Source organism: Novosphingobium sediminicola, assembly GCF_014196525.1.
Taxonomy (GTDB): domain Bacteria; phylum Pseudomonadota; class Alphaproteobacteria; order Sphingomonadales; family Sphingomonadaceae; genus Novosphingobium; species Novosphingobium sediminicola.
In genome coordinates this window covers 259,361-273,203 of sequence record NZ_JACIDX010000008.1, presented here as the reverse complement: position 1 = coordinate 273,203, position 13,843 = coordinate 259,361, and the positions used below count along the sequence as shown (strand labels likewise).

7 protein-coding genes and 7 pseudogenes are annotated in these 13,843 nt (G+C 56.5%); 7 read left to right on the top strand and 7 right to left on the bottom strand.

Annotated elements, in window-relative coordinates:
- Nucleotides 1-93 precede the first annotated feature (93 nt).
- From GGR38_RS12275 to GGR38_RS12265, 3 genes and pseudogenes are all read right to left on the bottom strand, one after another.
- Nucleotides 94-735: pseudogene (locus GGR38_RS12275) on the bottom strand (IS5 family transposase); the annotation flags it as partial.
- A gap of 63 nt (nucleotides 736-798) precedes the next feature.
- Complete coding sequence (locus GGR38_RS12270) at nucleotides 799-2,697, bottom strand: acyltransferase family protein (RefSeq protein WP_183625892.1); 1,899 nt, start codon at nucleotides 2,695-2,697, stop codon at nucleotides 799-801.
- 197 nt (nucleotides 2,698-2,894) lie between these two features.
- A pseudogene (locus tag GGR38_RS12265) lies at nucleotides 2,895-3,639 on the bottom strand (transposase).
- Between the two features lie 294 nt (nucleotides 3,640-3,933).
- Here GGR38_RS12265 and GGR38_RS24620 point away from each other — a divergent pair.
- The 3 pseudogenes from GGR38_RS24620 to GGR38_RS12260 all read left to right on the top strand — a co-directional run.
- Nucleotides 3,934-4,050 (top strand): annotated as a pseudogene (locus GGR38_RS24620) (IS110 family transposase); the annotation flags it as partial.
- Nucleotides 4,051-4,333: 283 nt separating this feature from the next.
- Nucleotides 4,334-4,577, top strand: a pseudogene (locus GGR38_RS24170) (IS110 family transposase); the annotation flags it as partial.
- Between the two features lie 122 nt (nucleotides 4,578-4,699).
- Nucleotides 4,700-6,244, top strand: a pseudogene (locus tag GGR38_RS12260) (integrase catalytic domain-containing protein).
- 359 nt (nucleotides 6,245-6,603) lie between these two features.
- Here GGR38_RS12260 and GGR38_RS12255 read toward each other — a convergent pair.
- The 3 genes and pseudogenes from GGR38_RS12255 to GGR38_RS12245 all read right to left on the bottom strand — a co-directional run.
- The gene (locus GGR38_RS12255) at nucleotides 6,604-7,773 is read right to left on the bottom strand and encodes a glycoside hydrolase family 5 protein (RefSeq protein ID WP_183625890.1); all 1,170 of its coding nucleotides are present in this window, start codon (nucleotides 7,771-7,773) and stop codon (nucleotides 6,604-6,606) included.
- Between the two features lie 7 nt (nucleotides 7,774-7,780).
- On the bottom strand, nucleotides 7,781-8,830 hold the full coding sequence (locus tag GGR38_RS12250) for an SGNH/GDSL hydrolase family protein (RefSeq protein WP_183625888.1): 1,050 nt from the start codon (nucleotides 8,828-8,830) through the stop codon (nucleotides 7,781-7,783).
- Nucleotides 8,831-9,409: 579 nt separating this feature from the next.
- Nucleotides 9,410-10,161 (bottom strand): annotated as a pseudogene (locus GGR38_RS12245) (IS3 family transposase); the annotation flags it as partial.
- A gap of 110 nt (nucleotides 10,162-10,271) precedes the next feature.
- Here GGR38_RS12245 and tnpA point away from each other — a divergent pair.
- From tnpA to GGR38_RS12225, 4 genes are all read left to right on the top strand, one after another.
- Nucleotides 10,272-10,712, top strand: coding sequence for an IS66-like element accessory protein TnpA (gene tnpA / locus GGR38_RS12240; RefSeq protein WP_183625886.1), 441 nt, complete (start codon nucleotides 10,272-10,274; stop codon nucleotides 10,710-10,712).
- A complete protein-coding gene (gene tnpB, locus GGR38_RS12235) occupies nucleotides 10,709-11,065 on the top strand; it encodes an IS66 family insertion sequence element accessory protein TnpB (protein ID WP_183625876.1) in 357 nt (118 codons plus the stop codon). Before tnpA ends, tnpB begins: the two co-directional genes overlap by 4 nt.
- Nucleotides 11,066-11,157: 92 nt before the next feature.
- Complete coding sequence (gene tnpC, locus GGR38_RS12230; RefSeq protein ID WP_221227092.1) at nucleotides 11,158-12,672, top strand: IS66 family transposase; 1,515 nt, start codon at nucleotides 11,158-11,160, stop codon at nucleotides 12,670-12,672.
- A complete protein-coding gene (locus GGR38_RS12225; protein ID WP_183625882.1) occupies nucleotides 12,669-13,283 on the top strand; it encodes a UPF0149 family protein in 615 nt (204 codons plus the stop codon). The genes tnpC and GGR38_RS12225 overlap by 4 nt, the downstream gene beginning before the upstream one ends.
- Nucleotides 13,284-13,324: 41 nt before the next feature.
- On the opposite strand, the pseudogene GGR38_RS12220 reads toward GGR38_RS12225, so the two are convergent.
- Nucleotides 13,325-13,686 (bottom strand): annotated as a pseudogene (locus GGR38_RS12220) (transposase); the annotation flags it as partial.
- Nucleotides 13,687-13,843: the final 157 nt, after the last annotated feature.

Below are 13,843 nucleotides of genomic sequence, written 5' to 3'. Positions count from 1 at the left end.
AACCACCAAAACAGCCTCCACCGCATACGACGTACATAACGACGTCAATAACGACGTCGCTTAACATCGTCAGGCGGCCTCAATCGGGCCGTTACGGATGACCTCGACGACGAAGTCCAGATAGCTGGCCTTGTCCATGAGCTTGAGGCGATCGTAAGCCCCATCGGCGAAGAGATGTTTGACCCAAGACCAGCGCTTGCGAACGCCATCGAGGATTGCCTGGGCGCCAGCACTGTCGGAAATATCCGCCGTGGTGAGGTTGACCATCAGCAGTCGGCCATCGGTATCGACGGCGATGTGCCGCTTGCGCCCGAGCACCTTCTTGCCCGCGTCAAACCCGCGCTTTTCCGCCGTTGGAGCCTTGACCGACTGGCTGTCGATCACGCCCACGCTCGGACTTTGCTCCCGCCCGCAACGCTCGCGATCAAGCATCAACTCGATATCGTGGATCGTCTGGAAGAGAAACCTGCGCGCCAATTCCCGGAACCAGCCATAGACCGTCTGCCACGCCCCGAAATGAACCGGCAGCATCCGCCAGCCACAGCCCGAACGCACGAGATAGCGCACCGCGTTGATCACCTCGCGAAAATCCACTTCGCGAGGGCGGCCGCGCCGCCCCGGCTTGGGCATCAACGGCGCAATGCGCTCCCATTCCTCATCGGTTAGGTCGCTGGGATAGCGTTTCGTCTTCTTGGCAATCTGGGCCATCCGCCCCCGGCTCTGTTGCGTCCACATCCAGAGCCTGAATCAGACCATCCCCACCGTGGCAACCCCAAAAACCGATTTCCCAAACGGCCTCTAAGATTGATACAAAATATCGGCTAATGATTTAAATGCAAAACTAACACCTACGATACTCAAGTGCTCTGAGTTGAAATAGAGAATGTCCGCCCCTCCAATGACAGCATGGCAGAAATTTGAGGCGCACAGTGCGGACTTGGGATCATAGATATCGACATTGTCTTCCCGGCCAAGTGCATCTATAAAAGCATCGTAAGATTTGACTTGAGCAAGAGCCGTGCTGCGTGGCAAGCCTAAACCATCCAGTGACAGGCCTCGTTGCGTAAACAAACCCGCCCTTTCAGATATGTCATAAGGCATGAGGGGTATTTGCTTGATTAACACAACCCGTTTTCCAGCTAGCATCAACGCCTCAACTGACGCTCGCATTCCTGTTTCTAGGCCAATTTTGTCATCATAGCGAATGCCATTGGCTGTTAGAACCACAGTGCGAATTGCGGGATCATGAATGAGGGCTTCGAGCGTGCCTTGATTTGTTTTGCTGCAATAGGGCCTGTCTGGAACATTAATGTGCAACGCTGGGGGGCAAGCCGAAGATGTCAACTCTCGAACAGATCGCCCTCGGCGGCTGGCCCGTTCACCTAAATAAGCAACGAGTTCGGAGCCATGACTGTCACCCCACACAGCTAGGTCGGGCCTTGCGCTAACGGCGCCAAAAACGCAGGATTTAGAATAGATTATGCCAACCGGACTACCACCGTTGTGGCAAGAATCCCGGCGGTGATTATAGTCTTGACTTGCGGCAAACATCTGCTGCGCTGCGGGCGAAAACCGCCGAGGTAAGCCATTGGATAAATAAACAGCGGCACTCATCAACACCACAACACCCGTCTCAACGACGGCTAGCTTCAGGTAGGGGAGATTGCGCCCCCAGGGTGATTGAAATGGCTGTTCGATAAAATGATAGGAGAGGCTGGCCAGTACGAGCGAAGCGGATACGGCACTAATAGCCCATGCAATCGGTAATTCCGCGACTGTTAGATTGCGCAAAAAAGCCAAAATCGGCCAATGCCAAAGGTAAAATGAATAGGAAATCGCGCCGACATAAATAATTGACTTGAATGACAAAAGCCGACCACCAATAGTTTGATCTGATACCCCAGCATAAATGAATAGCCCAGCACCTATACAAGGCAGCAGTGCCGCTAAGCCAGGAAACGGTGTGGTCGGACTAAAGAAAGCTATCGCGGCGAGCATCATGCCAAGACCCAGCAACGATGTAGCATGGCGCATGCGTGCATTTTGCAGGGCGGGAAGCCCACAAATGCTGAAAAGTGCTCCAATCAACAATTCAACTGCGCGAAATGGGAGGAGATAATAGGCGGCATGGCGAAAAAAATGCCTGCCGATCTCGGAGGCACCCAGCGCGACGATTGCCAGCAACCAAAGTATCGCGCAGGCATTCCGCCGCCCGAGATATCGCCACGCTATGTAAAGAAATGGCGGAAATATAATATAATACTGCTCCTCAACCGCCAAAGACCACATATGCAACAACGGTTTTAGATCAGCGGCTCCATCAAAATAGCCGGTAAGCTTAGCGAAATCAAAATTTGAGACAAAAAGAGAAGTTGAAATCGCTGTTCGCGCCAGCTCTTTGTAATTTGATGGCGGCAGAATTAGCCATCCAAAAGCGAGTGTTGTGACAAGAACGACGAACAGGGCTGGCAAAATGCGCCTGGCGCGCCGCCGATAAAAATCGGCTACTGAAAATTCACCAGCTTCGATATCTCGGACAATGATTTGCGGGATTAGGTAGCCCGAGATGACAAAAAAAATGTCGACCCCTACAAAGCCGCCCGTAATTAGGTTGGGGAGGGCGTGGTTGAGTACAACCGCTACAACTGCAAGCGCACGCAGACCTTGAATGTCGCGTCGGAAATTTGACCTACCCATTCCGTAATTTATACATTTTTCGAGCTCGATTGAAACATGAAATTTCAGCTGGGCACCCGCAAAAACCGGCTAATTTGATTGCTGACAGGCTTTGGTAGGATGCCATCGACGGTATTGGCACATAGATATGATGCATTTTGTCTATATGGGTTATTCTATCCGGGCCTTCCGACCATAGCGCCGGATTTGGGGCAGATTCACCCCATACACTCCCGGCGTTCGTGGAAGATCAGCCGATTGAAATTGTAGGCCAGATTGCAAAGGGTCAGTTTCGCCTCGGCGCGGGCCAGACCAATGGTGCGGATGAACAGGCCGAACCTGTTCTTCTGATGGGCGAACACATGTTCGACATGGGCCCGGATCGAGGATTTGGCGGCATTGGCCCGCGCGGTTGCCTTTGACGTTGGCATGCCCATGGGTTTGCGCCGATGGATCCGGGACGTCAGCATGCGATCCGACAGCCACTTTTCATTGCGCTTTGAGCGATAGGCGCTGTCGGCCCAAACCTGGGAACTGGTGTCGTCCGTGCTGACAACCTGACGAAGAAGGCGCCCATCGGCCGCTGACGCCGAAGTCACCGCCATGCCACGGATAAAACCGAAGCGCCGGTCTATGCTGATGTGGGATTTATAGCCGAAGACCGGCAGGATCTCCAAGCGAGAGCCCCAGAAACCGTAACCAACTCAGTCGATCTCGGATCATGAACTCCATGCGCGCATCGGACAGGTTGTGTTGCGCCTGCAGGATCAGGGCCTTGAACATCATCACCGGGTCAAAAGGCGGGCGGCCGCCCTTTGAGCCATCGCCATAGCCCAGCCCCTCAACAAGCCAGGCCCGGAAATATTCAAAATCCACCGCCTGCTGCAAAACCTCCAGCGGATCGCCATCCTTGCTCAAGGCATCAAGGTGATCGCTCAAACTGAACAGGGATTTGGGATCCATAAGTCGGTTCCATGATCTTTCCCGATCAATGAATCATCATAGCCCTCAAACCGCTACCGGTTTTTGCAGATGGAGTGGTTGCCGCCCTCCCCAGACGGCATCGCAATGTGCCAAAAAAGTGGTTCTGTAGGCCACTGATATGGAAGGACGGCAACCATGATGGCAGATACAGTGATTGGCGTGGATCTGGCAAAACATGTTTTCCAACTGCACGGTGCTTCGCGGACTGGGGAAGTTCCGCTCCGAGAGAAGCTGAGCCGAAGCCAGTTCCACCGCTTCATGGGCGGCCAAAAGCCATGTATCGTTGCGACGGAGGCATGCGGCAGCAGTCATTATTGGGCACGTGAGATGCAGCGCCTGGGACACGAAATGAAGCTGATCGCACCTCGTTACGTGAAGCCGTTCGTCAAATTATGCTCACCTCGCCATAACTTCACTAATCATGAGGTCGCCATAATGCGGAGGAATAGCCGGAAAGCTCCAATTTCCGGCGTATTCCCCGGAGTTTTCTGCGCATTATTCGTCCGTGCAAAGCGCGGTCTTTGGCTCAGCAGATAGAGAATTTTACCGCCTCCTAAACCAAAACGTCAAATTTCAACGCAACTTCTTCCAGAATAATGCTGAGGAAGAGTGATAAAAATTTCTTGAATTCAATTAATTATGGGTGGCGCTCCGCATTATGGCGACCTCGCGATTAGTGAAGCGACACAAGAATGATGCCGCCGATGCGGAAGCGATCGTGGAGGCTGCCCAGCGCCCAGCGCCCCGAAATGCGCAACGTCGAGGTCAAATCTGAGCAACAGCAAGCGCGCGCCATCCTGTTCCGGACGAGGAAGCAACTTGTCCGCCAACGGACCGACCTGGTGAACGCTCTACGTGCGCATTTATACGAATTCGGCTATGCTGTGCCGCAAGGCATTGGTCACCTTGGCCGTCTGACGGAGATCCTGCTTGTTGCGCGGCGATCTGGATGAGAAACGCATTGCCTCGCCAGAATTGCTCCCCTGTGAGATGCCGTTGCCTCATCTAAAGTGCTCCCGACGCGGTCCGCGAGAGAATGATGAGGAAGGTCAGCATGACGACACGGCGAGAGCTGGTAGCGGCAGTCGGCGAGCGGTATCGTTCGTCGGATCGTGAGCAGAAGGGGCGGGTTTTGGACGAGTTCGTATCGGTGACGGGATATCATCGCCGCCATGCGATGCGGCTGCTTCGATTTTCTTCTGCTGCTGCACGAGAGAAGGCGCGACCTGGGCGGCAAATCTATGACGAGGCGGTTCGCGCCGCCCTGATTGTGCTATGGGAGACCAGCGATCGGCTTTGCGGCAAGCGACTGAAGCCGCTGGTTCCAATCCTCATTGAAGCAATGGAGGGCCATGGCCACCATTCACTTGATCCGGCGGTGCGGGAGAAGCTGCTGCAGATGAGCGCAGCGACGATCGACCGTGCGCTGCGTAGCGCGCGAGACGCGGCGCCGGGCCGGCGAAGGCGGCGGGGCGTTGCTGGCAGCGAGTTGCGGCGCAGTATTCCGATCCGGACATTCACCGACTGGGACGATCCAGCGCCGGGCCACTTCGAGGTGGATCTTGTGTCGCACAGCGGTCCAATCGCCAAGGAAGTTGGGTCTGGACATTCACGCTGACCGATATTGCTACCGGCTGGACGGAATGCGCGCCGCTGCTGGTGCGCGAACAGACGCTGCTGGTAGCTGTACTCACTCAGCTGCGAGGGTTGATGCCCGTTCCCTTGCTGGGATTTGATTCCGACAATGACAGTGTGTTTATCAACGAGATCGTTCGGGACTATTGCATGGGAGCTGGGATAGAGTTCACCCGTTGCCGACCGTATCGGAAGAACGATCAGGCCCACGTTGAGCAGAAGAATGGCTCGGTTGTACGCCGCCTGGTGGGCTATCGGCGTTTTGAAGGTCTTGAGGCAGCCAGGGCGTTGGCCGAGTTGTATGCGGCGGCGCGCCTGTTCGTGAATTTTTTTCCAGCCTTCGTTCAAGCTGGCGGAAAAGCGCCGGGAGGGCGCCCAAGTTTACAAACGCTACCATGCACCTGCAACCCCGTATCAACGTCTGCTGGACGACCCTCGCACCTGCGAAGAGACCCGTGAACGGCTACGCAGTGTCTTCGCCGGGCTCGACCCGGTGAAACTGCTGCGCGACATCCGGGGGGCGCAGGAGAAGCTGGTGATTCTGGCTGATGCGACGCCCGCCGAGGGGCATTCGGTTCCCTTGCCACTCGATGCGTTCATGGCGAGCCTGCGAACATTGTGGCAAGGTTCCGAGGCGCGACCCACCGCGAAGGAAAAGCAACCCCAGAAGCGCGGGCGCCGCCGACCCGATCCTCTCGTCGAGGTCACCGACCCGTTACGCGTCTGGTTCGAAGATGACCCGGGGAAAATAGGCCGAGAGCTGCTCGAACGATTGCAACGGGAACAACCCGGCGATTACCCCAGCGGACTGCTTAGAACAGTGCAGCGTCGCCTCAAAGGGTGGCGGAGTGAAAATGCATGGTCTCTGGTATTCGGCGACGAGCCGGATCCGACCGGCCATGCCATGATCGCCAAGCCAAACGGCGAGGATCTGACAAGCGCCGCCTGACGGGATACCGTTCCACTTCGCCTTCGGCTCCGTTGCACGGTATCCCGTCAGGTGAGGTTATGGTAGTAAGCGTTTACGTGAGGCAATGACCATGCCGCTCGGGAACATTCATTCGTGAGGCAACACGCTTGCCAGCGACAATCAAAACAGGCACTGAGCGACGCGCCGCGACAATCACATTTTCATACTGATTGTCGCGCAATCATCATCCAGTTTGTCGCGCTACAGCGCGCTCTCGATCACGCCCACGTAGGCCAGAATCATCTTGCACTACGGGCGGCAACCACAGAGGGTGTCCAGCTCAACTTAGCGGCCAAACTCCACAGGAGCGCGTAACCGCGTTACCTGCTACGCCTGATTTATCTTGCAAAATTCTTCCGAAAGGCCTGCATCATTACTTGATGGCTTGCAGAATTATAACCGCCATCCAGTTTATAGGGCGGGGCGCTCACCTTGGGATCGGGGGCGTAGGAGGGATTCCAGCCAACCCATGATCCATAGCTATGAAAAATCCAGTCCAAGCCTTCGGCCTCAAAAATGCTGATCGCATCGTTTAGCCAAGCATCTGCGCCGGGCGACCAGCGGGTCACGCCAAATTCGGTGACGGCCATACGCACCCTGTGTCGGTCGCGAAAATCAAGCGCAGGACGAATACTTTGGTACATCTGGTTCTTATCCCAGCGTACCAATGGCTCGTTGGCAAATTCCGCGATCTGTCCTGGATAGGTGACGGCTTGGGCCAAGTCGAACGGCTTGCTGACGCCTTGATGGGTGAAGGTATGTGGTGAATAGAAATGAAAAGCATATATAACTTTATCGTCGGCCAACCGGTCCAGCCCTTTGAAACCGGAAGGAAAACCCCATGGCCAAGGCATTACGAAAATCGGCACTGCAGCGTTTATCCTGCGGACGTCATCGATCAGTTGCGGTGCCATGCGTTTCCACCACGCATCGTTGGCACCCGGTATCATTGAATGGGCGTAGTGTGGCTCATTCAACAGGTCGATCGAAGATCGCGAGGCTAGATGGCCGCCACGAATGACCTTGTCCCAAAGGGACTGCGTCCGCCCCGTTACCAAATCGGCATAGGCATCACCCGTCAACGAGCTTTCCGGACCATCACATCGTCCCTCGAACTGGTCGCCCGACAGGATAGTAGAAATGCCAGCCTGATCTAGGCCCTCTACCAAGGGATCGATTAAGGGCAACGCGTCATGTTCCAACGCAGTGCCTAATAAGCTGCCGCCCCGGCAAAGCTCCGCGCTTTTAGATCGAGGAACCTTGATGTTGATACGCACGGTGTTGACATGCCACTCCTTTATCAGGTCAATCATCCCGCCAAGAGGTTGAACGGTGGCATTCTCGAAGTTGATACCTCTGATCCGGTCAGGCAGTTGCCGAAACCGTGACTGTGCAGTGGCCCGTGCCGTCTGACGGATACAGGCCGAAGCCATTCCGGCCCCCACAGCGGCCAGCATATGCCGACGAGTTAGCCGGGCTTGTATCGATCCTTGGTCTGCGATGATCATGCTGTTCTCACTTTGATGAAGGCATCTTCCGCGATGTGCTTATTCCGCGCGACTGTCCTATGGAAGAAGGCCATTCGGCCTGCACGGTTGCGATCAGATCTGCGATCGTGTTGGCCTCTGCTTCCAAATCTTGGCCCGCCGGATGGATCGACCAGTCGCTGCTCTCCGACTGCCAGATCGCGGCGTTGATCCAATGGCTGAGCGGATCAGCGCTCTGCTTCACTGCATCGCGCGTTACTCGCATCAGCAAACGGTGATTGGGCTCGAAGCTGCGGAACTGCGGATTAGAGCCAAGGGCTGCGTTGAAGAAGACGATATGCGCCTCTGGCAAGGCCAAGCGAAAGGCACCGTGAAGTCTATCAACGCCGAAACGCACCACCTGCGCAAGATCGGCTAGGCCATTCGCGCCGTGCATCAGGTTCAAAAAGTCATTTGTGCCAGCCGAAATAATAATCCAGTCTGGATCGCTTAAACCAAAGCGCTGGAGGTAAAATCGCACGTCGAACACTTCACCATTGGCCACGCAACGGGCACATTCTGTTGAGATTATGTTACCGGAGTATGCGCTCACGCTGCGGTCGAGCCGATAGACGCCAACGCCGCCATACGCACCGCTGACAAAGCCAACTATCCTTGCCTCCGTGCCACCCAAAGTAACTGTCTGACTAAGTCCAACGAAGCCCGTATTTAGGCTTTTGACGATCAGGTTATGATCGATCGCTGAACCATCGAGGTTCGCCCCGGTGGCGCGACGCAGAAATGGATTATAATGCTTGCGTGAAAGCATGTGCATGCCGGTGGCTGGCAAGGCGAGGTAGCGAGCCTCGGCACCTAGCGGCAGGGGCTCAACCGTATTATCATCTGCGGCAGACAAGGGCCGCAAGTAGAGCAAGTCGGTGATGCGCTTGCCGCCACGTGCTTCCGTACGGTCCTGCTGGCCTCGCCATTGTCCGCTCAACGTGGTACCTAGCATTTCCGGCTGGAACCCAAGAGCTTGAAGCCGCTGTCTCAGCGCAGTGGGCAGAGATATTTCGGCAAGGCTATCGCCAAAAGTCATCAGCCTAAGCGCCCTGTGTGCGTTATGATTCAGAAGGGGGCGGTGTATCAGTGCTACGTTCACCGCCTTGGCACCGGGCCCAGGTTCACCGAGGCGCAAAGAGAGATGATCCATACCTTGGCAGCACAGTAATGGACCGCGTTGCTCTTGATCGCCTATTTGAGCACGCTCTGCCTCGGAAGGACTGACTGCGCTTTTCCAGTAAAAAGTCCAGGGTCGGTCATCATCCACCCAAGCCTGTTCGGGAAAAGCGCTGATCAAAGGGGCGGTCGATTGCGCCGCAGAACGTTCCAACGTTTCTGTAGCTATCTCCCCTACACCAAAGATGCTAAGCAAGCCAATGCAGATGGATCGCCACATACCAGTTCCTTGCCGATCGTTTGTCACCGCTTATATAGATAAAGGCTCACATCGACACAATCTGGTTGCGCCAAGCAGAGGTGGCCTGGTTAGCCTGGACAGCGATTAACCACGGATAAGTGGATCGTCTGCCGGTTGTAGTCTCAAGATGCCAATCCGGAGCGTCATGCAAGAAGGGCGTAGCCCGACTGGAATGAGGCCCCGGATTGGCGGCCAAGGTCATGCTGCCATCTTATCGGGCAGATTGTCAAAATAGGTTTGGTCGGGAGTTCTTGCGGCAAGGCTCGAGTGCGGCCTCTTCTCATTATAAAAACGCAGATATCGGCCGATCGATGCTCGTGCCTCGCTGACTGCGGCATAGGCCTTGAGATAGACCTCCTCATATTTCACCGATCGCCACAGACGCTCGACCACGACATTGTCGCGCCAGGCGCCCCTGCCGTCCATGCTAATGGCAATCCTCTCGCGCAGCAGTACGCCGGTGAAGGCCATGCTGGTGAATTGGCTGCCTTGATCGGTGTTGAAAATCTCCGGCTTGCCGTAACATACCAGCGCTTCCTCCAGCGCCTCGACGCAAAAATCAGCCTCCATCGAGATCGATACCCGGCGGCTCAGAACCTTGCGGCTGAACCAGTCCACGATGGCAACCAGATAGACAAAACCCTTGGCCATGGGACGTAGCTGATCTCGGTTGCCCAGACCTGGTTCGGTCGCGTGATCGGCAATTTACGCAGCAAATACGGGCAGATCTTGTGCCCCGGTGTCGGTTCCGACGTGTTGGGACGGCGGTAGATCGCCTCTATCGTCATCTTCTTCATCAAGGTCGCGACATGGCAACGCCCGATCTCGATGCCCTCCTGACGCAGCAGGTCGCACAGCATGCGACTGCCCGCAAAGGGATACTCCAGATGCAATTCGTCCATGCGCCGCATGATGCCAAGGTCAGCGGGCGACACCGGCGCGGGCAGATACTACACGCTGCTGCGGCTGATCCCCAGTGTTAGCGATGCGACCATCCCACATGGACGGCGTGCATAGATGAGCCAATGACACTGGCTGACGAGACAGTGGGACGGCGGCGATGCTTGAAGAAGAGACCGACGGATTAAACGGCGATTTGGACCATGCGGCACAGGGTGCGAATAGGCATTGGGACAGTGTGCCGCACAGTGGCAATACGGGTTTAGGGCGCGCGACTGTTTTGGGTCCGCAACGCAGGAACCGGAGGTGGGCGCCGCAGGAGAAGGCGCAGATCACCGCGGAAAGCTTTGAGCCTGGAGCCAACGTGTCGGCTGTCGCGCGGCGCCATGGCGTTAGTCTGGGGCTTCTTCACTATTGGCGCCGAACTGCGCGTGATCGTGGCGCAATGGACGCGATCTCGATGGTTCCGGTAGAGGTGAGCGATGGCGTCACGCCGGCGCGATGCGATCTGGAGATCGAGATCGGCGGCGCGCGTATTTTGATACGAGGCCGGGTGGAGCACGCAGTGTTGCGCACTGTATTTGACGCTCTGCGCTCGTGACGTTTGGCTGGAGCAGCGACCTTCGGGTTGTGCTGGTAACCGGCCCGATCGACTTTCGTGCCGGGGTCAACAGACTTGCTTCGCTGATTGCCAATGAATTGGGCCGGGATCCCTACTCAAACGAGGTTTATGTGTTTCGTTCGAAGCGGGTAGATCGTTTGCGGCTCTTGCATTTTGACGGTTCAGGAATGTGCATGATGAGCAAATGGCTTGAGGCCGGAAAGTTCATTTGGCCGCCCGTTCAGGACGGGGTGATCAAGCTGACGTCTGCGCAAATGGCCTTGTTGCTGGGCGGAATGGACTGGCGCAGGCTTGAGCAAACTCCAGTGAAAAAGCCGGAACTAGTTGGCTGAAAAGCGCTATTTTACTGGGCTTGGTGCGGGCTTTGGGTTATAAATCAGGGGTGACGGACACTCTGGAAAATCTGGCGAAAGCCCTCGAGGCCATGACCCACCGGGTGGCCGAGTTGGAAGCTGAGCTGGAGGCGAAGAACCGCCAATTGAACACCTACAAGGCGATGCTCTTCGGCTCGCGTACGGAAAAAGCGCGGGTCGTTCTCGACGAGCAAGGTTGTCTGGATCTGGGCGATCTGAGCAGCGTCGCTTCGACACCGCTTGCAGCCAATGATGATTCTGCGCCCAAGATGGCCAAACGCAAAGCGCGGCGCAATATCGGCGCCTTGCCCAAACATCTGCCGCGCGTCATCCATTTGATCGAACCGGCCAGCACTCAATGCGCCTGCTGCCAGGGCGTCATGCATAAAATCGGCGAGGACATAAGCGAGGCCCTCGACATCGTGCCGGCGATCTTGCGTGTTATCGCCACCGTCCGCCCCAAATATGCCTGCCGGACCTGCGAAGGCGGGGTCGTACAGGCCCCCGCACCGCGCCGGATGATCGAAGGCGGCATGGCGACAACATCGTTCATTGCCTGGGTCGTTTCACAGCGCTTCGCCTGGTATCTGCCGGTTTACCGACAGGCTCAGATGTTGTCAGGGCATGGGCTGCAGATTGATCGTTCAACGCTATCGCGCATGGTGAAGTCCGCAGCCTGGTGGCTGGATGGCTTATTCGACCGCCAACTGAAGTTCGTCCATAGTCAGGCGCGTATTTACGTCGATGAGACCCGCATGCCGGTGCTTGATCCGGGGAGAGGTAAAGTGCGCATCGATCAGTTCTGGGCGCATGGCATCGATGACCGACCGTGGAACGGGCCGGCTCCACCAGGAGTCTGTTATATCCATGCAGCTTCGCGAAGTGGCCTTGAGATCGCTGAGCAATTGCGCAGCTATGACGGTGTGCTCCAGGTTGATGGCTATGGTGCCTACAAGCACCTCGCCAATCCCGGGCGTGGTGCTGGACCGATCCAACTCGCCTTCTGCCTTGCTCACCTTCGCCGTCGCTTCGTGGATCTTTACAAGAGCACCAAATCGCCGCTCACAGAGCAGTTCATCAAGCTGTTTGGTGAGATATATCGGATCGAGGCGGAGATACGCGGAACCAGCGCCGAGCATCGCCGTCGGTTCCGGCAGGAGCAATCCCGACCGGTGATGGAAAAGCTCAAGGCGCTGCTCGACGATACCTTGCCGCGTCTCTCGACAAAATCGACGCTGGCCGAGCATATCCGCTATGCCCATGATCACTGGCATGGATTGATCCTGTTCCTCGAAGATGGACGGATTGAGGTCGATAACAATATGATCGAGCGACAAATGCGCCCGATTGCACTTGGGCGCCGGAATAGTCTGTTCGCCGGTAACGAGGGCGGAGCACGGAGTTGGGCGGTGTTGGCATCCTTACTTCAGACAGCAAAGCTAAATGGACTGGATCCGTTCACATGGCTCAATGACGTGCTGATCCGCATCGTCTCGGGCGAGGTCAAGAACAACGACCTTGACCAACTTCTTGCCTGGAATTGGAAACCAGCAGTGCGCTCACCACAGATCGACATGGCCGCATGAGCGGTTTTGATAAACTCGCCCTGCCCAACGAGGAATTGGAAGCCTGGCTGGCGGTCAAGGTCAATCGGCGACCGCTGGTGCGCACGATGTCCGCGCTCGACGGATTTGCGACGGCGGCGTTGACCGGCCCGCCGTTCCCGGATCCGCAGTACTGGATCTGTCCGGCTGTGGGGCTGCCATTCGATGTGCTGACCAACGGTACGGAACTCGAGCTCGCCGTGTTCGCCTCGGTGGCAGTGGTCCATAACCGTATCAACGAGACCTTCTTCAACAGGCCTCACGAATACGCTCCCAAATTTGCCGTCAAGGCTGATGGCCGGATTGATCCGCGCCCGTGGTGCCAGGGCTTCTACGCCGCGATGAACCTCAACATGAAGGACTGGAAGCCACTCCTCAATCGAAGCAACATCCACCATGGGCTGTTGCTCCCGATCCTCATCTATTGCGTCGACAAAAAAGGACTTCCCGTCCTGGGCAAGCCAAGGTCAGGACCTGAAACTGAGCACTTCCTGGAAAGCGAAGCTTACCTCGACATCTCCGTCGTCGTGCCCGCCATCAAGGAAATCCACGACCCAATACGATATCCAAGCCACCATTCCGCAACCGCATAGTTACGCCGCGTCAAGGTGCCGCACTCGCACCGCTAACTCCCCAGTTCCCGGGCCTGACGCAAAACCGGCAGGCTGTGCGACCGGTCGATCATCGCTTTGCGCTCGGCAACAGACCTGCTTTCCCGAGCGCGCCTGCTAAAAAATCATTCGCCAGCGTCAGTTCGCCGATCTTGGCGTGCAGCGTTTTGACATCGACGGCAGGCTCGGCGTTCTCTTCGGCACTCTCGCCGCCAAACACACCGGCTGCGCCTTCCAGCAACTGCGTGCGCCAAGTCGTGATCTGATTCGCGTGAACGTCAAACTGCTGCGCCAGCTCCGCCAGCGTCTTCTCGCCCTTCACTGCTGCCAACGTCACTTTCGCCTTGAACGCTGGGCTGTGATTACGGCGGGGTCGTCTGCTCATCTCTGCTCCTGTCTGGCGGCCACCATGGCTCCCTTCAGGCAGAAAATCCACTTAGCCCACTGTCCAGTTTTTCCAAGCCACCTCTCACAGACACACACTGATCATACGGTCTAGGGTCATCTCGATCTGCCGGGCTAGGCTAGGCGGACGACAGGCA